General features: G+C 67.2%; 19 protein-coding genes. 5 read left to right on the top strand and 14 right to left on the bottom strand.

What is annotated here, in order from left to right; genetic code table 11:
- The first annotated feature begins 262 nt into the window (after nt 1-262).
- Complete coding sequence (locus tag AC5RTY_RS13485) at nt 263-1777, top strand: M20/M25/M40 family metallo-hydrolase (protein WP_494014287.1); 1515 nt, start codon at nt 263-265, stop codon at nt 1775-1777.
- A 23-nt stretch (nt 1778-1800) separates the two neighbouring features.
- Here the strand turns inward: AC5RTY_RS13485 and AC5RTY_RS13480 are convergent, their stop codons facing one another.
- The 7 genes from AC5RTY_RS13480 to AC5RTY_RS13450 form a co-directional block, all read right to left on the bottom strand.
- A complete protein-coding gene (locus AC5RTY_RS13480) occupies nt 1801-3516 on the bottom strand; it encodes a sensor histidine kinase (protein WP_494139667.1) in 1716 nt (571 codons plus the stop codon).
- A gap of 303 nt (nt 3517-3819) precedes the next feature.
- Nucleotides 3820-4047, bottom strand: coding sequence for a hypothetical protein (locus AC5RTY_RS13475; RefSeq protein WP_494001347.1), 228 nt, complete (start codon nt 4045-4047; stop codon nt 3820-3822).
- A gap of 32 nt (nt 4048-4079) precedes the next feature.
- Nucleotides 4080-4802 (bottom strand): deoxyribose-phosphate aldolase, encoded by a 723-nt coding sequence (gene deoC, locus AC5RTY_RS13470; protein WP_494023721.1) that lies wholly within the window; start codon nt 4800-4802, stop codon nt 4080-4082.
- A 122-nt stretch (nt 4803-4924) separates the two neighbouring features.
- Complete coding sequence (locus AC5RTY_RS13465; RefSeq protein ID WP_494001345.1) at nt 4925-5131, bottom strand: hypothetical protein; 207 nt, start codon at nt 5129-5131, stop codon at nt 4925-4927.
- A 222-nt stretch (nt 5132-5353) separates the two neighbouring features.
- Complete coding sequence (locus AC5RTY_RS13460) at nt 5354-6412, bottom strand: type IV toxin-antitoxin system AbiEi family antitoxin domain-containing protein (protein WP_494139666.1); 1059 nt, start codon at nt 6410-6412, stop codon at nt 5354-5356.
- Between the two features lie 214 nt (nt 6413-6626).
- Nucleotides 6627-8423, bottom strand: coding sequence for a phospho-sugar mutase (locus AC5RTY_RS13455; protein ID WP_494139665.1), 1797 nt, complete (start codon nt 8421-8423; stop codon nt 6627-6629).
- Nucleotides 8424-8434: 11 nt separating this feature from the next.
- Entirely contained in the window at nt 8435-9235 is an 801-nt protein-coding gene (locus tag AC5RTY_RS13450) for a purine-nucleoside phosphorylase (protein WP_494139664.1), read from the bottom strand.
- Between the two features lie 182 nt (nt 9236-9417).
- Here AC5RTY_RS13450 and AC5RTY_RS13445 point away from each other — a divergent pair, with 182 nt between their 5' ends.
- Nucleotides 9418-10821 carry an NAD(P)H-quinone dehydrogenase gene (locus AC5RTY_RS13445; RefSeq protein WP_494073647.1) on the top strand — a complete coding sequence of 468 codons (1404 nt, stop codon included), beginning with the start codon at nt 9418-9420 and terminating at the stop codon, nt 10819-10821.
- A gap of 125 nt (nt 10822-10946) precedes the next feature.
- Nucleotides 10947-11927 carry a response regulator transcription factor gene (locus AC5RTY_RS13440; RefSeq protein ID WP_494139663.1) on the top strand — a complete coding sequence of 327 codons (981 nt, stop codon included), beginning with the start codon at nt 10947-10949 and terminating at the stop codon, nt 11925-11927.
- Between the two features lie 35 nt (nt 11928-11962).
- Here AC5RTY_RS13440 and AC5RTY_RS13435 read toward each other — a convergent pair whose 3' ends face one another.
- The 4 genes from AC5RTY_RS13435 to AC5RTY_RS13420 form a co-directional block, all read right to left on the bottom strand.
- Nucleotides 11963-12334 (bottom strand): hypothetical protein, encoded by a 372-nt coding sequence (locus AC5RTY_RS13435; protein WP_494014281.1) that lies wholly within the window; start codon nt 12332-12334, stop codon nt 11963-11965.
- A 473-nt stretch (nt 12335-12807) separates the two neighbouring features.
- Nucleotides 12808-15330 (bottom strand): Tex family protein, encoded by a 2523-nt coding sequence (locus tag AC5RTY_RS13430; RefSeq protein ID WP_494139662.1) that lies wholly within the window; start codon nt 15328-15330, stop codon nt 12808-12810.
- 30 nt (nt 15331-15360) lie between these two features.
- Nucleotides 15361-15684, bottom strand: a complete 324-nt coding sequence (locus tag AC5RTY_RS13425) for a hypothetical protein (protein ID WP_494023728.1) — start codon at nt 15682-15684, stop codon at nt 15361-15363.
- A 69-nt stretch (nt 15685-15753) separates the two neighbouring features.
- Nucleotides 15754-15942, bottom strand: a complete 189-nt coding sequence (locus tag AC5RTY_RS13420) for a hypothetical protein (protein WP_494001337.1) — start codon at nt 15940-15942, stop codon at nt 15754-15756.
- A 196-nt stretch (nt 15943-16138) separates the two neighbouring features.
- On the opposite strand from AC5RTY_RS13420, the gene AC5RTY_RS13415 reads away from it, so the two are divergent.
- Entirely contained in the window at nt 16139-16831 is a 693-nt protein-coding gene (locus AC5RTY_RS13415; protein WP_494139661.1) for a hypothetical protein, read from the top strand.
- 30 nt (nt 16832-16861) lie between these two features.
- On the opposite strand, the gene AC5RTY_RS13410 is transcribed toward AC5RTY_RS13415, so the two are convergent.
- Nucleotides 16862-17716 (bottom strand): alpha/beta fold hydrolase, encoded by an 855-nt coding sequence (locus AC5RTY_RS13410; RefSeq protein ID WP_494001335.1) that lies wholly within the window; start codon nt 17714-17716, stop codon nt 16862-16864.
- A gap of 212 nt (nt 17717-17928) precedes the next feature.
- Between AC5RTY_RS13410 and AC5RTY_RS13405 the strand changes: the two genes are divergently transcribed.
- Entirely contained in the window at nt 17929-19332 is a 1404-nt protein-coding gene (locus AC5RTY_RS13405) for an MFS transporter (RefSeq protein ID WP_494001334.1), read from the top strand.
- 181 nt (nt 19333-19513) lie between these two features.
- Here the strand turns inward: AC5RTY_RS13405 and AC5RTY_RS13400 are convergent, their stop codons facing one another.
- Entirely contained in the window at nt 19514-19783 is a 270-nt protein-coding gene (locus AC5RTY_RS13400) for a GlsB/YeaQ/YmgE family stress response membrane protein (protein WP_493977616.1), read from the bottom strand.
- Nucleotides 19784-19963: 180 nt separating this feature from the next.
- Nucleotides 19964-21745, bottom strand: a complete 1782-nt coding sequence (locus AC5RTY_RS13395; RefSeq protein ID WP_494050225.1) for an acetyl/propionyl/methylcrotonyl-CoA carboxylase subunit alpha — start codon at nt 21743-21745, stop codon at nt 19964-19966.
- Between the last annotated feature and the right edge of the window lie 40 nt (nt 21746-21785).

Below are 21785 nucleotides of genomic sequence, written 5' to 3'. Positions count from 1 at the left end.
GCTGATGCGCGGGCGACGGAATGCCATGGTACCGGTGCGCCACCAAGCCCGGCCGCCCGCCCGCTCCAGCCTGCCGGTGTGGGACACTGCCTCGGCGACGCGAGACCGGCCGCTTGCAAGGCTGAAATGGTTCTTTCAGGTGTTTGTGAGGGATGTCACGAGCTGGGTCTGTCGCTTTCCGGGGCCATGGGGTAGCTTCCGGGCAGGATCCTGCTGCGGGGACAGCGGGATTCTTGCATCCACACCTTATGGAGGAACCAGCATGCAGACCCACAGTTTCAGGCGGGGTGCGGCCATCGCTGCCGCCACCGCATTGGCGTTCGGAACCGGGTTGCCCGCCCAAGCCGCTATCGGGACAGACACCAGCACCCTGCGGGACGCGGTCACCGTCGAGAACATCGTCAGCCACTTGCAGGCTCTGCAGGACGCGGCCAATGCCAACGGCGGCAACCGCGCTGCGGGCACGCCGGGCTACGAGGCATCGGCCCAATACATCGAGGCCCAGTTGTCGGCCGCCGGGTACACGCCCGTTCGGCAGGCGTTCTCCTATGAACGGTTCGTGCTCCACGGCGCAGAGTTCGAGCAGGTCGCCCCGACGCCGACGATCTACACGGCAGGGGAGGAGTTTCTGGCCATGGATTACTCCGCCTCCGGCGACGTCACGGCACCGGTGACCGCGGTGGATATCAACCTCGCAGGCGACAGGGCATCCACCAGCGGCTGCGAGGCGACCGACTTCGCAAGCTTCCCCGCCGGAAACATCGCCTTGATCCAGCGCGGCACGTGCGATTTCGCCACGAAGGTCTCGAATGCCGCGGCAGCAGGCGCCGCCGGCGTGGTCATCTTCAATCAGGGCAACGGAGGAACACCGGACCGGACGGACCTGTTCGGCGGCACGTTGGGGACGCCGCAGGCCATCCCGGCCGTCAGCACCAGCTTCGACCTGGGGGCCGAGCTCGCCGGGACCGCCGGCCTGGAACTGCGGATCGCGGTGGACGCCGAGATCGTCGTGACGGAGACGTTCAACATCCTCGCCGACACGGCCGGGCGCGCGGACCGCACCGTCGTCGTCGGTGCGCATCTGGATTCTGTATCCGAGGGTCCGGGCATCAACGACAACGGTTCCGGCAGCGCGGCGATCCTGGAAACGGCGCTTCAGATGGCGGCATCGGGTGACGCCCCGGAAAACCGGGTGCGGTTCGCATTCTGGGGCGGTGAAGAGGACGGGCTGCTCGGCTCCGACTACTACGTGTCCCAGTTGAGCAAGCGCGAGATCAAGCAGCATGCGCTCAACCTGAATTTCGACATGGTCGGTTCGCCCAATGCCGTTCGCTTCGTGTACGACGGCGACGGCGACGCGTTTGGGCTGACCGGGCCGAAGGGTTCGGATACCATCGAGCGCGTCTTCGAGGACTACTTCGCTTCGCAGGGACTCGCCACGGAACCGACGGCGTTCGACGGGCGCTCGGACTACTTCGGCTTCATCAACAACGGCATTCCCGCCGGCGGCCTGTTCACCGGCGCCGAGGAGATCAAGACCGAAGAGCAGGCGGCAATCTACGGCGGCACCGCGGGCGTGGCCTACGATCCCTGCTACCACGAGGCCTGCGACACGCTTGCCAATGTGGACCTTGTGGTACTCGATCAGATGGCTGATGCGATTGCGCATGCCACGCTGACCTTCGCCGAAACGACCTCAGCGGTCAACGGCACGGCCAAGGGCAAGGGAACGGGCAGCACCAAGATGCCGTTCAAGGGGCCGCACGCCGTTCGCTGACCCCACCGGACCGGCGCTGTCTCCTACGGCAGCAGTTGGCCCAGGGAGGCCGTCTCCGGACGGCCTCCCTCTTCGCTGCGCTGCGGAATCGCGACGCTGAAGGTCGTGCCCGCTCCCAGGACGCTCGTGAAGGTCAGCGTGCCGCCGTGGGCTTCTACGATCGACTTGCTGATGGCCAGCCCCAACCCCAGCCCTGGAATGGCCGCTTGACGGACGGCACTGGTGCGGAAGAACTTGGTGAAGATTTCAGCCTGATCCGCTTCGGACATGCCCATGCCGGTGTCGCTGACCTCCAGGAGGACGGCGCCGTCGGCCGCCAGGGTCCGTACCGTGACGCGTCCGCCGTCGGGGGAGTACTTGATGGCATTGGAGAGCAAATTGTCCAGCACCTGACCCATCCTGTTGGGATCCATCTCTGCTTCCAGCCCGTCGACGGCGTCGATGACCAACTCCACGCCCGCGTGTTCTGCCCGCGGCATGGCCGACGCAACGCTGGTAGCGACGAGGTCGGCCAGCGCCGTGCGGCGGGGCTCGATGCTCAGCGTTCCGGAGGCGGTGACGAGCAGGTCTTCCACCAGTTGCAGGAGGCGTTCGGAGTTGCGCATGGCGATGCCGAGGGAAGCGGTGACATGTTGCGGCAGCTGGTCGGCGTCCTCGAGCGCGAGGTCCAGGTAGCCCATGATGGAGGTCAGGGGAGTGCGGAGCTCGTGCGAGACGCCGGCGACGAACTCTTCCTTCACCGTCAACGCATTGACCAGGTCGGTGACGTCGCTGAAGGCCATCACGGTGCCGTCGAACTGGCCGAGGTCATTCTGCATGGGGCGTGCCGTGCACAACATGGCCCGTTGCCTGTCTCCGTCGCCGATCCACACCAGCCGGTCGGAAAAAGACTCCCCCTGGATGGCACGGCGAATGGGGCGGTCTTCGGGGACCACCGGGGTCACCCGGTCCGGTTCGAAGACCAGCAAATCGGCCTCGTCCGGATTGTCGATGCCTTGGGGCATGGCCAGCAAACGGTCCCGATCCTGTTGCACGTTGCTCAGGATGTCACGGCCGTCTGCATCGGTGACGAGCACCCCCACCGCGACGGCGTTCAGGACGGTGTCCAGCCGCCGCACATGGACCTTGCTTTCTTCCAGCAAGGCCCGCAGTTCGCGGTCTTTGCCGGCCAAGGCTTGCTGCTGCGCCGTCATGCTCAAGGAGAAAACGGACGCGGTGATGGAGACCCCCAGGGTCACGATGGGGATCAGGATCGGGCCAACCAGGTTTTGCGGAGTTACCGGCTCCGGGCCGGTGAACACCGGAATCCAGACGATAAGCAGCGGCGCGGCGAAGCTGACGATGCGCGCGGCGGCGGGGGCGATCTCCGACCAGGCCATCCAGAACACCGGGAAAACCGCCAACAGGGCCACGCCGGCCAGTTCTGTCCCGGCGCCCTGGTGAAGGGCCCCGATGGCGACGAAATCCAGCAGCGGGATCACCCAGTACGACGGATAGGGCAGCCGGTCCCACGGGATGGCGGCGCCGAGGATCCACAACACGGCAATGCCGATGAGTCCGCCGGTGAATTGCGCGTTGCCCAGCAGTTGGGGGAAGAATGCGGCGGCGATCACCGCAGTCAGCGTCACCGAAATGCAGAGCGGCAGATGGCTGAGGAAAACGCGTGCGCGCAGGGGCAGCTCATGGAACTGACGGCGTCCGGTCAGCCAGGACAACAACGGGCTTGGTGCGGCAGACATGATCGAAGGTCCCCTTACTCCGGGCAGCCCTCGTTGTCGGTTGCGTTGCGGAGCCGGGCTGGCCATGACTGGTTCAGTATGGCACGCGTGTTGGCCCGCGCCGTGGAACTATGCGGTCTGTGACGCAAGTCGCAGCGGTGCGGGTTGGATGTGGCGCAGACGGGTTGGCGGATCAGTCCGCTGCGCGCCGGTTCCGTTCGGGCCCGGGACCGGCTCCGCCCTTAAATACGCAGGGCGCCCTGCCATGGGAAACAGGACCTGCCTGCCTCCTGGCTGAGCGCCCGCGAAAGCCCGCGAAAAACGTCAGGCGTTGTGGTGCGTGTCGGAACGGCCCAGGAACTGCTTGGGAATGAAGAACGCCAGCGTGAACAGGCCGAGCCCGATGGCGAAGGCCGGGATGGGGCCGATGACCGGCTCCAGGCTGAAGGCGTACAAGGAACCGAAGAACATCAGCATGATGACCGCGAAGGTGACCAGATTGCCGACCAGGTGTCCCTCGCCCGAATGGGTGCGCTGCTTGGGGTGGGCCATGGGGTGTTTCTCCTCAATAGTGCGATGCGGCGTCAGTAGCCGCCGGCGGCTTGCTCACCTTTAACAATAGCCACTGATGAGCTGGCACCAATTCGTGTTGCGCCGGCCCGGAGCATGGCGCGCGCGTCATCGACGGATCGCACGCCGCCCGAGGCCTTCACGCCCAGGCGCGTCCCGACCGCATCCCGCATCAGGGCGATGTCCTCGACCGTGGCGCCGCCACCGCTGAAACCGGTGGACGTCTTGACGAAGTCGGCCCCGGCCTCGGCGGCGGCTTCGCAGACCATCCGCTTTTGCTCGTCGCTCAGGAAATGGGTTTCCAAGATGACTTTGAGGATGGCGCCGCCGGCGTGGACGGCTTCGGCCACCGCCGCGATGTCATCGATGATCGCGGCGCGGTCGTTTGCCCGGGCCGCGGCGATATTGATCACCATGTCGATCTCGTCGGCGCCGTCCAAAGTGGCGCCACGGGCCTCGTGTACCTTCACATCGGTGGGAGTGGCGCCGAACGGGAAACCGACGACCGCGCAGGTCTTGACCCCGGAGCCCTTTAGCGTGCTGTGGACCAATGCCGTCCAAACAGGATTCGCACACACGGCGGCAAAGCGGTAGTCGACCGCCTCCTGGCAGACCTTGAGGATGTCTTCGCGGGAAGCTTCCGGCTTCAGCAGCGTGTGGTCGATGACCGAAGCGATCGACGTCGGATCGTGATAGGTCGCGCTCGGAGCGGATCCGGATGTGATGTCTTCAGACATGGCCATCCCTTTCATCTGCTGGGGTTCGAAGGAACTTCTATCCTTGCATACCGGTCAGGCGGCCACAGGACCGGCGCACCGGCCTGCACGGCCGCCGGGAGCGTTCCCGGACAGGGCAGGGGTCAGTGCGGGCCGCCAGTGGAGTGGCCCTCTTCCTCGGCCGCACGGCGGTGCTCCTCAAGCTTCTCCTCGGCCTCCTGCCGGCGGCGCGCGATGGCCCGGGGGTCGTCGGCCGGAATGTGCTCCTCCGAGGCCTTGTGCGCCGGCTCTTCGTCAGGGCTTTGATGCCTCGCCCCTGCGGAACGGGGCAGCTGTTCTTCGATGCCCATGGCTGCATCGTCCCACATGGCACCGGCGTCGAAAAGGTGCGGAAGGTGATCATTCAGCGGAGGTTGTGCCCCCTCCGGCCCGGCCCTTCCCGCGGAGGGCGCCCGGGCCGGCCGGCGCCCCGGCCACTGGTTTTTGTTAGGCCCGCGCCCGCCCGGTTTAAGCTCCGCTCTGCGGTGCCTGCCCGCCGAACGATTGCGGGCGGCGGTGGGGAGCGTGTCCCGTCAGGCGGCCGTGGGGCGATTTTTCAGCGCGGAGGTTCTGCTGGCCGCGCGTGCCATGGCCTCGACGATCCTGCCCCGGAATTCGTGAGGCCGGCTGAGCTGCGCCCAGTCCACACGGATGAAGTTCCAGTGGATTTCCGATAAGGCGTTCTCTCGCTGTCGTTCCTCGAGCAGCACTTGTCCCGTCGGCCTGTAGTCGAAGTATTTGCTCCTGCCATCGAATTCCAAAATCAGCATGATGTCCTCCCACGCGAAGTCGACGCGGTGCTGGCCCAGCCTCGTGGTCAGTTCTACCTGCGGCACGGGCATCGGAATACCGAACGTGCCCAGCAACAGCCTGGTGCGGGTTTCTCCCGGTGACTCGGCCCGACCATCCAGCAAGGCGACGGCAGTTCTGGCGCGGCGCACTCCCCGTGAACCCGGCATCGAATCGAGGATCTCGTTAATCCGCCCGAGGACCGCGCCGCAGCGGAGGGCGTGATCGCCGATAATGACAGCCCGGTCAAGCTGCATGGTCCTGGCACAGTCCACAACTGTCCGTTCCAAGCTGGTGACGGGCACCGGCTCGCCGCGCGGACCACGCAGAATCGTGACTTCATCCGGCGGCAAGACAGAGCGGTGCGGGCTGACTTCCGGGCTTCTGGTGTGCCGGGTGGTGGGGAATGGCTGGGTGAGATGGACAGTTGCCGGAACATCCCAAACATGCAGCCCGTGCAGGCGCGCAGCGGAGGCGTGGCTGTAGGTGCCGGCGGGACCGGTCACGAGGGAATGGGCCTGGATGCGGAGCAGATTCCGTTGCCGGGAACTGCTGGCCATCCACCGCGAACCCAGGACATACGCGCCATGCCGAATGCGGATCAATGCACCGTGACGAACAGCATCGCGGATCAAGCGCTCCCCGGCACCGTGCTGCCGGAGTTCTTGGGCGGTCAGGACGTCATACTGCTGCGGCCAAAGCGCTGCCAGTCGAGAGTCGAGAACTTCACGAGCCATGGCACCAGTCTTGGCCAGCGGCATGAAAGCGTCGCCCGGCTCATGGCCGGTTGTGGATACCGCCACGGAAGGAACGCTGGCTTGCCGGCTGCGTCGGTAGTCCGGGCGCCCGGGGGAGGGCCTGGATCCGTGCCGATGAACCGGGCCGGGTTTCAGGGCGGCCAAAAGTCGACACAGACCCGTCGGTTAAGGCCGTTCTCGCACAGCTAGGCCGCCCTGGAGATGGGAGCACTTTCCCTTGTGAACACCGCGGTCTTCGGGCGGCAGCGATCCGTGGCGGTTATCCGGGCACGCCGAGGCTGGTGCGGATGTCGGTTTTGATGGCCTCCAGCAGCCGGGCCGCTTCCGCGCGTTCCTCCGCCAGCCGGTCCACGCCGGCAACCGGCCGGATGACCTCCAGATAGCACTTGAGCTTGGGCTCCGTACCGCTCGGCCGCACGATGACGCGGGTATCGTCCTGGCCCAGAAACAGCAGTCCGTCGGTCGGCGGCAACGCTTCGCTGCCGAGGGACAAGTCCGTGCTCGTCACCACCGGGGAGCCGGCCAGCGACGACGGCGGCCGCTCCCGGAGCCGGTACATCATCGTTCCCATCAGGGCGAGGTTGTCCACTCTGATGCTCAGCTGGTCCGTAGCGTGGAGCCCGTACTTCAGCGAGAGGTCATCGAGGACGTCGAAGACCGTCCGGCCCGCGGCTTTGACGTCGGCGGCGAGCTCGGCGAGCAGCAGGGCGGCGGACATCCCGTCCTTGTCCCGGACCAGGTGCGGTGCCACGCAATAACCCAAGGCCTCCTCATACCCGTAGGCCAGGCCGGGGACGCGGGAAATCCACTTGAAGCCGGTCAGTGTCTCCACGTGGGCTACCCCTGCGTCGGCCGCGATCTTGCCCAGTAGCCGGGAAGAGACGATCGAGTTGGCGAAGACCCGGGACGCAGCCGCGCTCTCGCCCGCACCTGCATCGATCGGATCGGATGCGGCGTCCTGGTCCGCGCGCAGCCGGTTCTGGCCTTCGAAACGAGCCGCCATGTGCGCGCCGAGCAGCGCACCGGCCTCGTCGCCGCGGAGCATCCTCCACGCCCCGGTCAACGGATCCTTGGCAGCCAGCGCCGCGCGGTCGGCGTCGGGATCATTGGCAATAACTAAGTCCGCGTCGATTTCCGCTGCCGTCTCCAGGGCCAGGTCGATCGCTCCGGCTTCCTCCGGGTTGGGGAAGGCCACGGTCGGGAAGTCGGGGTCCGGCTCCGCTTGGGCGGCCACCAGCGTCACGTCGGTGAATCCGGCCTGCTCAAAGACCGCCCGCATGGTCGCTCCGCCGACGCCGTGCATCGGTGTGAGCACGATCCTCAGGTCCCGCTGCGGGAACAGCCGCGGGTCGGTCAGCGCGGTGACCGCGGCGACGTAGTCTTCGGCGATGCCCTCCGGGAGGACGTTCCAGCCTTCCTCGGCGAGCGGGATGGAGTCCAGGGGCGGGGTGTAGTCAATGCGGGCGGCGATATCGGCGTCGTAGGGTGCCACAATTTGCGCTCCGCGGCCGCCTTCGTCCACGGCACGTCCGCCCAGGTAGACCTTGTACCCGTTGTCGTGCGCGGGATTGTGGCTGGCGGTGACCATCACGCCCGCTTCGCAGCCCAGCGCCCGAACGGCGTACGCCAGCACCGGCGTTGGCAGGGCGGAAGGCATGAGGAACGTCTCGATGCCGGCAGCGGTGAAGACGGCCGCGGACTCGGAGGCGAAGACATCCGAGTTCCGGCGTGCGTCGTAGCCGATCACCGCGCGCGGCACATAGGCGCCGGCGGCGGTGTCCAGCAGGAAGCGGGCAAGGCCGGCGGCCGTCCGGCGCACCACCACGCGGTTCATCCGAAAGGGCCCGGCGCCGAGCGCGGCCCGCAGCCCGGCGGTACCGAAGGCCAAGGTTCCGGAGAACCTGTCCGCAAGTTCGGCCCGTGCCGCGGCGGCTTCCGGCGCGCCGCCCTCGGCCGCTGCCAGCAGGTCTTGCAATTCCCGGCGCGTCTGCTCGTCCGGATCGGCCTGCAGCCAGGCCTCGGCTGCCGCCTTCAGCTCCTGGGGCGTTGCCGTCATGTCGCTCCCGTTCACAGCTTGGCGACAATTCCGGCCAACAGCCGCGAGATCCGCGGCCCCGCGGCCCGGCCCGCCTCGATGACCTCGGCGTGGCTGAGCGGAACGTCGCTGATGCCGGCCGCAAGGTTGGTCACCAGCGAGATTCCGAAAACCTCCATGCCGGCGTGGCGCGCGGCGATGGCCTCCAACGCCGTGGACATGCCGACCAGGTCGGCGCCGATCCGCTTGGCGTACTGCACCTCGGCCGGAGTCTCGTAGTGGGGGCCGGGGAACTGTGCGTACACGCCTTCGTCCAGGCTGGGATCCACGTCCCGCGCCAGGGTGCGCAGCCGTGCCGAATAGAGGTCGGTCAGGTCAACGAAGGTTGCGCCTTCCAGCGGGGAGGCGGCGGTGAGGTTGATGTGGTCGCTGATCAGCACCGGCGTCCCCGGCGCCCAGGCCGGGTTCAGTCCGCCGCAGCCATTGGTCAATACCAGCGTCCCGCACCCGGCGGCCGCCGCAGTCCGGACGCCGTGGACGACCGAGCGCACGCCCTTGCCCTCGTAGTAGTGGGTGCGGGCACCGAGCACCAGCACGCGCTTGCCGTCGGGCGTCCGGACGGAGCGGATGGTGCCGACGTGGCCTTCGACTGCCGGGGCGGAGAACCCGGGAATGTCCGTGGCCGGGATCGAGTGGGTCGTCTCGCCGACGAGGTCGGCGGCCTCGCCCCAGCCGGAGCCGAGCACCAGCGCGACGTCATGGGCGGCGACACCGGTCTGACGGGCGAGGAAAGCGGCTGCCTCGGCGGCCAGTTCAAAGGGGTCTGTAGTCACAGGACCTAACCTACCCGCTGCCGAACTGCCGCCGAAAGCGTCGGGCGGGCGGCGCCGTCGTCGTTCCTGGCATTGGGGATCTCCGCGCGGGTACCGGCGGCAGCCCTGCGCGGGGCGCCGGCGCCTGCTTCACGCCTGCCGGCAGGTTGAGGCGTTGCGGGGCATGCGACAGAATGAAGTCCGTGACTAGCCAAATAGATTTCAGTGCCCCGCGTCTGGCGATCCTGGGCGGGGGCCCCGGCGGGTATGAGGCGGCCATGGTGGCCAACTCGCTCGGCGCCAAGGTGACCATCATCGAACGGAAGGGCCTCGGCGGCTCGGCCGTGCTGACCGACGTGGTGCCGTCCAAGACCCTGATCGCGACCGCCGATGCCATGCGGCGGGTAGCGAGTGCCCATGACCTCGGGGTCCGCTTCGATGAGGACTCCAAGGCCGCCTACGCCGATCTGCGCACGGTCAACGACCGCCTGCTGAAGCTGGCCGAGAGCCAGTCGGCGGACATCCACCACGGGTTGGAGCGTGCCGGGGTGCGCGTCATCCTGGGCGAAGGCAAGCTCTCCGGCCCGAACACCATCGCCGTGTCGACGGAGACGGGGACCGAGACGATTACAGCGGATGCCATCCTGGTGGCCACCGGCGCCACCCCCCGCGAACTGTCCACGGCCAAGCCGGACGGCGAACGCATCTTCAACTGGACGCAGGTGTACAACCTCACCGAGATCCCAGAACACCTGATCGTGGTCGGTTCGGGCGTGACGGGAGCCGAGTTCGCCTCTGCCTACCGCATGCTGGGCACCAAGGTCACCCTGGTTTCCTCGCGGGACCGCGTGCTGCCGGGCGAAGACGCCGACGCCGCCGAGGTGCTCGAAGATGTTTTCGCCCGCAGCGGGATGACCGTGCTGTCCAAGTCCCGTGCCGCCAGCGTGGAACGAACGGACGACGGCGTGCTGGTCACCTTGGCCGACGGCCGGGTGGTCGAGGGCTCGCACTGCCTGCTGGCCGTGGGCGGCGTGCCCAACACCGCCGGCATCGGGCTCGAAGAAGCCGGGGTGGCCCTGACCGAGGGCGGGCACATCAAGGTGGACGGCGTCTCGCGCACCACCGCGTCGAATATTTATGCTGCCGGCGACTGCACCGGCGTGCTGGCTCTGGCCTCGGTGGCCGCGATGCAAGGCCGCATCGCCGTGGCCCACCTGCTGGGCGACTACGTCAAGCCGCTGAAGCTCAAGCAGGTGGCGTCCAATATCTTCACCAGCCCGGAGATCGCCACCGTGGGGGTGACCGAGGAGGAAGTCGCCGCCGGAAAGTACCAGGGCGACATCATCAAACTCTCGCTCAACACCAACGCGCGGGCCAAGATGATGAACGTCTCCGACGGCTTCGTGAAAATCATTGCCCGGCGCGGTTCCGGCACGGTCATCGGGGGAGTGGTGGTGGCCCCGCGGGCTTCCGAACTAATCTTCCCCGTTGCGCTGGCGGTGAGCCAGAAACTCCACGTGGACGATCTCGCGAACACGTTCACGGTGTACCCGTCGCTGACCGGTTCCATTTCCGAGGCGGCGAGGCGGCTGCACGTGCATCTCTAGGCGGCGGATCCCGCCATCATTTCCCCGCTGATTATTTCGCCACATTGTCCGTTTCTGGGTCTATGATCATCAAATAGCCATGTAATGAAACGATGAACCGAAGTTAGTCAGTTGGGGGATAAAGGATGAGCGAGCAGCGTACTGCCGTCATTGTGGAGGATGACCTGGACATCCGGGAGTTGATCTCGACGGTCCTGTCCAGTTCCGGGTTTACGGTGCACACCGCCTCCTCCGGGATGGAAGGCGTTGCCGCCATCAAACGCCACAACCCCGATGTCGTCACCCTCGACCTTGGCCTGCCGGACATCGATGGCTTCGAGGTCGCGCGACAGGTGCGCCGTTTCAGCGACACGTACATCATCATGCTCACCGCGCGCGCCGAAGAACTGGACACGCTGCTGGGCCTGGAGACCGGCGCGGATGACTACCTCACCAAGCCGTTCCGCCCCCGGGAACTGCGCGCCAGGATCACCGCGATGCTGCGTCGCCCGCGTACTACAAAGGGCAACGACGGCGGTCTGCCGGAGGACGTCGGGGCCCGCGGGGGTGCCCCGAGGGGGCCGGCCCTGGCCGGCGCAGCTGCGGCAACTCAGGTGCCCGAACCCGTCCTGCAGGGAGCGGGGGTGGGTGCCGGAGGGCATCCCGGCCTGTCGCTGTCGACGTCCGGTGCCGTTTCGGCAGCGGCGCTCGCAGGAGGCGGCGGGGCACCGGCCTTCGCAGCCGAGACCGGCGCCGGGGCAGCGGCTGCCGCGGCCGGCGCGGCGAGCCCGGCCGGCGACGGCGTGCTGGAGCACAACGGCATCGTGGTGGACCACCGTGCCCGCACGGTGATCCGGTCCGGGCGCGAGCTGGAACTGACCCGCAGCGAATTCGACCTGCTGTACGCCCTGATGGAAAGCGGCCGGGTGGTGCGGACCAAGGCGGATCTGGTCCGCCGGCTTCGCAACGAGCCCTACAACACCGGCGGCTACATTTCGGACTCCGACGAACGCACGATCGAAGTGCATATGGCCAACCTTCGCCGCAAGCTCGGGGATGACACCAAGTCCCCGCGCTGGATCAAGACGGTGCGCGGGGTTGGCTACAGCCTGGCACCGAAGCGGTGACGCCGCCCGGGCGCGCATTTCCCGCCTGACGGGCGCTACTGCAGATGCAGGCTGCGCAGCTGTGACGTCGTCGTCATCCCGCAGGTGCGCAGCTCGTCCAAGAGAGCCGTCGCGGCGTCAAAGAGCCGCCCGTTGACCAGGCCTTCGAGATGTTCCGCCATCTGGCCAAGGCGTCCGGCCCCCACCATGCTGCTGGAGATCTTCAAACTGAGGATCGCGTCCATGGCGTCTTCGGCGTCCCGGGCGAGAATGGCGCTCGAGACCCTTCCAAAGCGGTGTTCCCACAGCCCCACGTAATTGCCGATGAAGCGGCGGCGCATGCTGCCGTCGTGGTCGTCGAGGTCGGTTGCCAGTTTTTCCAGTACTGCCGTTAAGACCAGAGGAATTTCCGGCGAAATGGCCGTCACGAGAACGCCTGGGGACCGGATGCGGAGGACTGCCCGGAAAGAGCATCGGGCGGCGCCCCTTTCAAACTTGTTGCGACTTCGAACTACTTACATCGTAAGCGACTGCTGGGGCCCGCCGAGGCGTGCAGGCGCAACCTTGGGTAACTCTTGAGCACCAATCTCGATTAAGGGGTGCACGGCCGGGCGGTCCGAACAGGTAACGTGCACGGCGCCGCCGGTATCGGGCAGAGCCTCCGCGCGGACCTGGCGGTCACCTTAGGCCAAAGCTGAGCAAATCTTCAGCGAAAGCCTCCGCCCCCTTAAGCGGCATCGGTCACAGTGTTGTCTGTGGTTTCAAGCCCCGTGCCCGGGGCCGGAGGCACAGGCTCCATTAGTCCACCATCCGGTGGGAACAGCCCCAGTACCCTGCCCTTGTCCGTCCGGAGGGAGTGCTCCGGACCCGAGGGAGGTGCTGGGGCTGTTTCTGTGCTGTGCTAGCTGCCCAGGCCCGCCCGCCGAAGCGCCTCGGCCATCGCCGTGTCGGCGGAGCCGCCCGGGCCCGGAGTGCGGCCGTCACTGCGTCCGGGCTTGCCGCCGTCGCCGCGCCCCGGCTTCCGGCCGGCGCCGCGCCCGGGCTTTCCGCCGTCGCCTCGCCCCGTTGTGCCACCGCGGGGATCGGGACGAGACCCGCCCTTTCCGCTGCGGGTTTCGCTCGCGCGGCCCTGGTGGCCGGACCCGGGCTGGCGCCGCTCGCCGACGGGAGCCTCGTCGTCGAGCCGCAGCGTCAGGGAGATGCGCTTGCGCTCCGGATCGGCTTCGAGAACCTTGACCTTCACGACCTGGCCGGACTTGACCACGTCATGGGGATCGGAGACGTACTTGTTCGACATGGCGGAGATGTGGACCAGCCCGTCCTGATGGACGCCGACGTCGACGAAGGCTCCGAACGCGGCGACGTTGGTTACGGTGCCTTCCAGCACCATGCCCGGCATCAGGTCGGAAATCTTTTCCACGCCCTCGGTGAAGGAGGCGGTGGTGAAGCTCGGGCGAGGGTCGCGCCCCGGCTTTTCCAGTTCGGTGATGATGTCCACTACCGTCGGAAGGCCAAAGTGCTCGTCGACGAACTGCTGCGGGTCCAGCACCGCCAGGGACTGGGCGCCCCGCTCCGCCCCCGTCGCGGTTGTGCCGGCGGCGGCAAGGATTTTCCGTGCCACGCCGTACGCCTCCGGGTGCACGCTGGAGGCATCGAGCGGCTCGGCACCACCGGTGATGCGAAGGAATCCGGCGCACTGCTCGAATGCCTTCCCGCCCAGCCTCGGGACCTTCTTCAGCTCCGAGCGCTTGGCGAAGGGGCCGTTGGCATTGCGGTAGGCCACGATATTCTCGCTCAGCTGCGTACCGAGGCCGGCCACGCGGGAGAGGAGCGACGGGGAGGCGGTGTTCAGGTCCACCCCGACCGCGTTGACACAGTCTTCGACCACCGCGTCCAGGGACCGCTCCAGCTTGCTGGCCGTGACGTCGTGTTGGTATTGCCCCACCCCGATGGACTTCGGGTCGATCTTGACCAGCTCGGCCAGCGGGTCCTGCAGCCGGCGGGCGATCGAGACAGCGCCGCGCAGCGAGACATCCAGTTCGGGCAGCTCCGCCGAGGCCAACGCCGAGGCCGAGTAGACCGACGCCCCTGCCTCCGAAACCACCAGCTTCTGCAGTTTGCGGGTGGGCTCCATCAGTTTGATCAGCTCGGTGGCCAGCTTGTCGGTTTCCCGCGAAGCGGTCCCGTTGCCGATGGCTACGAGTTCGACGGCGTGCTGATCCGCGAGCCTGGCCAAGGCTGCGAGCGAGTCGTCCCACTTCCTGGCCGGAGCATGCGGATAGATGGTATCGGTGGCCACCACCTTGCCGGTTCCGTCGACGACCGCGACCTTCACTCCCGTGCGCAGCCCAGGGTCCAGCCCCAACGTGGCCCGGTTGCCGGCCGGTGCGGCCAGCAGCACGTCCCGCAGATTGGCGGCGAAGACCCGTACTGCTTCGTCTTCGGCTGCCGTGAACAGGCGGACGCGGAGGTCGATGGCCAGCTTGACCAGGATCCGCCGCCAGCCCAGCTGCGCCGTTTGCAAGAGCCAGCGGTCGGCCGGCCGCCCGCGGTCAGCCACGCCCATCCGTGATGCCACGGCGTTCTCAAACCGGCCGCGCGCCTCGGCGAAGTCCTCCGGATGAGCCGGATTGCCTTCGCTGATATCAAGGTTCAGCACGCCTTCCTTCTCGCCCCGCAGCAGTGCCAGCACCCGGTGCGACGGCAGGCCGGCAGGGTCCTGGGCGAAGTCGAAGTAGTCGGCGAACTTCTGGCCGGCTTCCGACTGGCCCTCGCGGACCTCGGCCCGCACCAGGCCCTGCTGCCACAGCCGTTCGCGCAGCTCGGAGACCAGGTCGGCGTCCTGGCTGACCCGCTCCACCAGAATCGCCCGGGCGCCGGCCAGGGCGTCGGATGGCTCGTTGATGGCGTGCCCGGCATTGAGGAACCCTTGCGCCGCTGCCAGCGGATCCTGGGACGGGTCGGCCACGAGGCCATCGGCGAGCGGCTCCAGGCCTGCTTCCCGGGCGATCTGCGCCTTCGTCCGCCGCTTGGACTTGTACGGAAGGTAGATGTCCTCCAGCCGCGCCTTCGTCTCGGCTCCGTTGACTGCCGCCTCCAGCTCGACGGTCAGTTTGCCCTGCGCGGCGATGGCCTCCAGCACGGCACGACGGCGGTCTTCCAGTTCCCGCAGGTAGCGCAGCCGCTCCTCGAGATCACGCAGCTGCGCGTCATCAAGCGTGCCGGTGGCCTCTTTACGGTACCGGGCGATGAACGGGACGGTGGCACCGCCGTCGAGCATTTCCACCGCGGCCTTGACCTGCCAGGCTTGGACGCCGAGCTCCCGGGCGAGCTGGGCATGGATCCGGGCACTGAGCGCGGCCGGGTCGAGAGGCGGCAGGTTTGCAACGGAGGCGGGCGGGGCAGGCGCGGATGATTCGGTCACCGATCCATTGTGCCGTATTCGAGGCTTGGCCTAGGCGCCGGGATAGTAAAAGGCGTAGTCATCATAGGGGTCGCGCCAGCTGGACTCGTCACGGTGAATGCGCCGGACCTCGCTGCCGGGAACCCAGGCGGTACGGGCGGATCCGTGCGCATCCATCCACTTCACCTGCACGCTGGTCCGGTCCCAGGAGATGGCCTTGGCGTCGAACGTCTTCCCCTCATGGCGCACGCGGACATACGGTTCGCGGCCGTAGGGCTCACGAGTGGCCCCGGGCGGGCGGCCTTCGGCGCGGGGGCCGGGTTCGCCGCGAGCCCGGGCGTACCTGCGGGCGGTCATGACGTCTACTTTGTTCATGCGGAAAGCCTGCCATCCGGCCCGGACGGTACGGGCGGCAACTGTCTCGATCCGGGGTCGCCGGCGGCTTCAGTAGCCGTAGCCGCCCGATTCCTTGGCATTTTCGGCTGCGGCTTCCCCCTGCACATCCTTGGAATCGGGGCCGGACGTTTCCATCGGCTTCTCGGATTCCGTGCTGTTTTCGTTGCCCGCCCCGGGATCTGCGGGAGCTGTTGCTTCCTCTTCCCCGGAATCGGAATATTCGTTGCCGCTGCTCATCATGGATTCCTCCCGCTAGGGGCGGCGGACCCGGTTTGGCGCAGTCCGCACTGTGCCCGATGCCAATCAGAGTAGGCTGATGCTCAGTATGCTGTCTATGGCGGGGTCGAAGCTCGGATGGCTTGCCGGCTGACTGACAGAGATGCTGGAAGCGGTGCGCATCGGGGCAGCGTCACGGGGGGAGGAGTCGGCGGGCATGCGGGATGTTGGCACGGCGGCCGGTCGTGGTCTGGCCTTTGTTTTCTCGGCGCTCAAGAGGCTGCGGCCGGCCCGGCCCATCCATCCGATCGGGCTCCACCTGGAAGGGCGGCTGGAGAGATCGGGGAACTCCCTCGCCAGTGGCATTTCCTGGCTGGACGAAGCGGGGAACAACGACGTCGAGGCCCGGCTGTCGAGGTCAGCGGGCCTGCCGTCGCGGCTCCCCGACATTATCGGGCTCGCGCTGCGGGTCACCGCGGAGGACGGACAGGCCGACATCCTGCTGGCTTCCAGCGGTACCTCCCGGGCCGGCAGGTACCTGCTCCAGCCTCGACGGGACGTTCGTGCTGCGGCGCTGACCACGGTGATGCCCTACCGAGGGGCACACGGCCCGGTCCAGCTCGCAGCCCGCACAATCCGGCCGAACGTGCCGCTTCCGGCGGATCCGGCGGGATTCCGACGGGCGCTGGGCAGCGAGGACTGGGTGCTCTCGCTGTCCCACGCGCAGCCGTGGGGCCCGTGGCGCCGGTTTGGTACCCTCACGCTGCGGCTTGCGCAGGGCGGGGGAGACACCGGCCTGCGTTTCGATCCGATCGTGCACCGGCTTCCAAACGCGGATACCTACCGTTGGATCGAGAAGCTGCGCGCGCCGTCCTACGCAGTGTCGCGCCGGTCGCGCCCCCGGCGATAGGGGACAGGCGGACCGGCTTCGGGCGGAACCTCAAACCCCCGGCAGGTCCGCAATCCAGTTCCTCACCATCCGTGCGGCTGTTTCTCCGGCCTCCGCGGGCCACCAATGGCCTGCATCCACTTCAACAATTCTCAGCCGCGGCACCCAGTCCTCCAGCCCCTCCACCAGATGGGGCGAGAGGAACGGGTCCCGCCGCGGGACTATCACCTGCACGGGAACCCGGCAGCGGGCCGACAGGGTTTGGGGCCGGAACCAGTTTGCCCGGTACAGGGCGAGGCCGCGAACACCGTTGTCGCCGATCCTGCGGCCGGAGAAGCGCTCGTACGGACGGGTCAGGAGCGTCCGCCACGCAAGTTCCGGCAGTACCGGCAACTGGAACCCGGCGACGTACAGGCTGCGCACGGCCTGTCCTGCCGCCTGCGGCCAGAGCGCGGGCCTGCGCAGCCTGCGCCCGAACCAGCGGTGAAGATGGCCCAGGTCCGGTCCCGAAATGCTGGTGAAGCTGAGAATCCGGCCCTCGGCACGAGCATCCTGGGCCGCCGCCCAGCCTTGGATCGATCCCCAGTCGTGTCCCACGAGGTGCACGCCCTCTGCCCCGGAGGCATCGATCACCGCAAAAAGATCGTCCACCAGGACGGGCAGGCGGTAGGCGCCGGGACGGGCGATGGGGGTTCGGGACGCCCCGGCATTGCGGGTGTCATAGGAGATGACGTGGCTGTCGGCGCTCAGGTGGGCGGCGACGGAGTCGAAGACCGAGTGGTCATCCGGGTAGCCGTGGATCAGCAGGACGGCCGGCCTCCCGGGCCCGTGCGGCGGGCCGTACGTATAGACGGCGAGTGTCGCATCGGGGCGCGCCAGCATCCCGTGCCGTTCATCGGCCTCCATCGGGGCCCTCCCTCGCAGCGCCGCGTGTTTCCGTCCGCCCAGCCTACGGCGGCATGGCGACCGCGGCGAGCACGGTGGTCCGCACCGGGAAACAGCAAGAGCAGGGCGGTGCGCATAACACAGCTGTCCACATGTTGAAACAATTGTCCGGATCGCGGACACATCTGACTAGAATTCATAAGTTATTCATTCGAGCGAAAGCCAACACTTCAATGTCCAAACCAGCATCAGTTACCGCGGGGGCGCCTGCCGCGCCGGTGAACTCCCGCGGCCGCGTCATCGTTGCCAGCCTTGTTGGCACGTCCATCGAGTTTTATGACTTCTACGTCTACGCCACGGCCGCCGTGCTTGTCTTTCCGGCGCTGTTCTTCCCGAATGCCAGCGGAGCCGTCGCTCTGCTGAGTTCGTTCGCGGTGTTCGGCGTGGCCTTCATCGCCCGCCCGTTGGGGTCCATTATTTTCGGACACTTCGGCGACAAGTTCGGCCGCAAGGGAACACTGGTGGCCTCCTTGCTCACCATGGGCATCGCCACCTTCCTGATCGGCTGCCTGCCCACCGCCCAGGTTGACGGCTGGTCCTTCTGGGCACCCGCCCTGCTGGTGGTCATGCGCTTCGCCCAGGGCTTGGCCCTCGGCGGCGAATGGAGCGGCGCCGCCCTCCTGGCCACCGAGAATGCGCCGGCGAATAAGCGGGCCATCTACGGCACCTTCCCGCAGTTGGGCGCCCCGATCGGCTTCATCATCGCCAATTCGCTGTTCCTGGTGCTGAGCATCAACCTCGCCAACGAAGAGTTCATGGCCTGGGGCTGGCGCATTCCGTTCCTGGCCAGCGCCGTGATGGTGATCATCGGCCTGTGGGTGCGCCTGAAGCTGGTGGAAACCCCCGCCTTCCAGAAGGTCGTGGACAAGGGCGAGGTCACCAAGCTGCCGCTGGGCCGGGTCTTCAAGACCAGCTGGCGCCAGCTGATCCTGGGTACGTTCATCATGCTGGCCACCTACGTGCTGTTCTACCTGATGACCACCTTCACGCTGTCCTACGGCACGGCGGCAACGAACGCCGAGGACGCCGCCGCCGCGGCCGAGGCCGCCGGAAAGCCGTTCGATCCGGACACCTTTGCCGCCGGGCTGGGCTATGCCCGCAACGACTTCCTGCTGATGCTGATCATCGGCGTGGTGTTCTTCGGCATCTTCACCCTGGTGTCCGGCCCCCTGGCAGAAAAGTACGGCCGCAAGAAGACGCTGATTGCGGTATCCCTGGGCATCATGGCATTCGGCTTCCTCTGGGTGCCGCTCTTCGCCGGCGGCTTCGCCGGCACCATGGCGCACCTGATCATCGGCTTCACGCTGATGGGCCTGACCTTCGGGCCGATGGGCGCAATCCTGCCCGAGCTGTTCCCGACGAACGTGCGCTACACCGGCTCGGCCGTGGCCTACAACTTCTCCTCGATCCTGGGCGCTTCGGTGGCTCCGTTCATCGCCGTCGCGCTGTGGCAGGCCGCCGGGGGCAGCACGGTCCTGGTGGGCCTCTACCTCAGTGGCGCCGCCGTCCTGACGCTGGTCGCCCTGCTGCTGACCAAGGAAACCAAGGACATGGACTACGAGAACCAGTCGAGCTGACCTTCCAGCCGGACTATCAGAAAGACCCGCGGCCGTGGCCGTGGGTCTTTTTGATGCCTTGGCGCAGGTGTGCCGCCGCCATGCAGGGCAAGCAAAAGGTTGCAGGCAAGCAAAAGGCCCGCCCTCCCCGGAGGGGCGGCGGGCCAGATGCCACTAAAAGGAGCAGTTTAATCGGCCAAGATTAAGCGGTTGTGCTCCTCCTCTTCGTGATGAAGCCCCAGATCACCAGCACGATCAGGGCGCCAATAATGGCCCAGATCCACGATTCGAGGCTGAAGAATTCGTTCATATCGGCGCCCATCACAGCACCGCCGATCCATCCGCCCAGGAGGGCACCGATGACACCGAGGACGAGCGTCGCAATCCAGCCACCGCCCTGCCGTCCGGGAAGGATCAGCTTGGCAATGGCGCCTGCAATAAGTCCAAGTAAGAGGAATGCTAGGAAGTTCATGAGGTGCATCTCCTTTGTTAGGTGCTACGTCAATTCTCCCGGTCAGGCCGGGTTCTGCTCCTTGGTAGGCATCACGCTACCGCATGGACAGCGTGCTTAGTAAGTTCCCGCGCCCACTTGGTACCTAAAACGTGACATGACTACAACCAGTGATACAGTCCGGCCTTAAAAGTGTGCGCCCTAATCCGCAATGGTAGCCAGCACGGCGCCGGCTGAAACGGTGTCCCCGGGCTTGGCGGCCAGCCCCAGGATGGTCCCGGACTTGTGCGCGGTGAGCGGCTGCTCCATCTTCATCGCCTCCAGTACGACGACGAGATCGCCTTCCGCAACCGTGTCGCCTTCGGCGACGGCGACCTTCACGATGGTCCCCTGCATCGGGGAGGCCAGCCCGTCGCCGCCGGCCGCGGCGCCGGCTGCGGAACCGGAACGGCTCCGTCCGGCGCGCTTGGGCTTGCCGTTGGACTTGGCGGGCGTGCCGGTACCGCCGCCGAGGCCGGCCGGGAGCACGACCTCCAGCCGCTTGCCCCCGACCTCGACGGTGACCCGCTGGCGTTCGCCGTCGTCGTCGGATCCCGCCGCCGGGACGGACTGGAACGCCGGGATGTCGTTGACGAACTCGGTTTCGATCCAGCGGGTATGGATGCTGAACGGCCCTTCCACGGGGGCGAAGGCCGGGTCGGCCACCACGGCGCGGTGGAACGGCAGCACGGTGGGCATGCCGCCGATTTCCATCTCGTCCAACGCGCGGCGGGCGCGCTCCAAGGCCTGGGCGCGCGTGCTGCCGGTGACAATCAGCTTGGCCAGCATGGAGTCGAAGTTGCCGCCGATGACTTCGCCGGCTTCGATGCCCGAATCCACGCGGACGCCGGGACCGGTGGGCAGGCGCAGGGTCTCCACCGTCCCGGGCGCCGGCATGAAGTTGCGGCCGGCATCCTCGCCGTTGATGCGGAACTCGAACGAGTGCCCGCGCACGTCGGGGTCGTCATAACCGAGTTCTTCGCCGCGGGCAAGGCGGAACTGTTCGCGGACCAGATCAATGCCGGTGACTTCCTCGGACACGGGATGCTCCACCTGCAGGCGGGTGTTGACCTCGAGGAAGGAAATGGTCCCGTCCTGGCCGACGAGGAATTCGCAGGTTCCGGCGCCCTGGTACCTGGCTTCGCGCATGATCGCCTTGGACGCCGTGTACAGGCGCTCGTTCTGCTCGGGGGACAGGAACGGGGCCGGGGCCTCCTCCACGAGTTTCTGGTTGCGGCGCTGCAGCGAACAATCGCGGGTCGAAATGACCACCACGTTGCCGTGCGCGTCGGCCAGGCACTGGGTTTCCACGTGCCGCGGCGAGTCCAGGAAACGCTCCACGAAGCATTCGCCCCGCCCGAACGCCGCCGTGGCCTCGCGCACCGCCGACTCGTAGGACTCGGCGATGGCCTCGCGGTCACGGACCACCTTGATGCCGCGGCCGCCGCCGCCGTAGGCCGCCTTGATGGCCAGCGGCAGGCCGTGCGCGTCGGCGAAGTCCAGGACTTCCTGCACGCTGCCCACCGGATCGGGCGTGCCGGGCACCAAGGGGGCGCCGACCCGTTCGGCGATGTGCCGGGCCTGGACCTTGTCGCCCAGTTGGGAGATGGCGTCGGGGGAGGGGCCGATCCAGGTCAGCCCGGCGTCGACGACCCGTTGCGCAAACTCTGCGTTCTCGGACAGGAAACCGTAGCCGGGGTGGACGGCGTCGGCACCGGCGGCCTCGGCCACCTGCAGGAGCTTGTCCATCATCAGGTACGACTCGGCGGCGGTGCTGCCGCCGAGTGCGTAGGCTTCATCCGCCAGACGGACGTGCAGGGCATCCCGGTCTGGGTCGGCGTAGACGGCGACCGAGGCGATGCCTTCGTCCCGTGCGGCGCGGACTATGCGAACGGCAATTTCACCACGGTTGGCGATCAGTACCTTGGTGATGCGCTGGGTCATTCAAAGCTCCTTCTATCCTTGAGGAGCCTAGCCTGCTTTT

Source organism: Arthrobacter sp. Y3224055 (assembly GCF_059090825.1).
The sequence above is the reverse complement of the archived record's forward strand: the minus strand, read 5'-3'. Positions and strand labels throughout refer to the sequence as shown.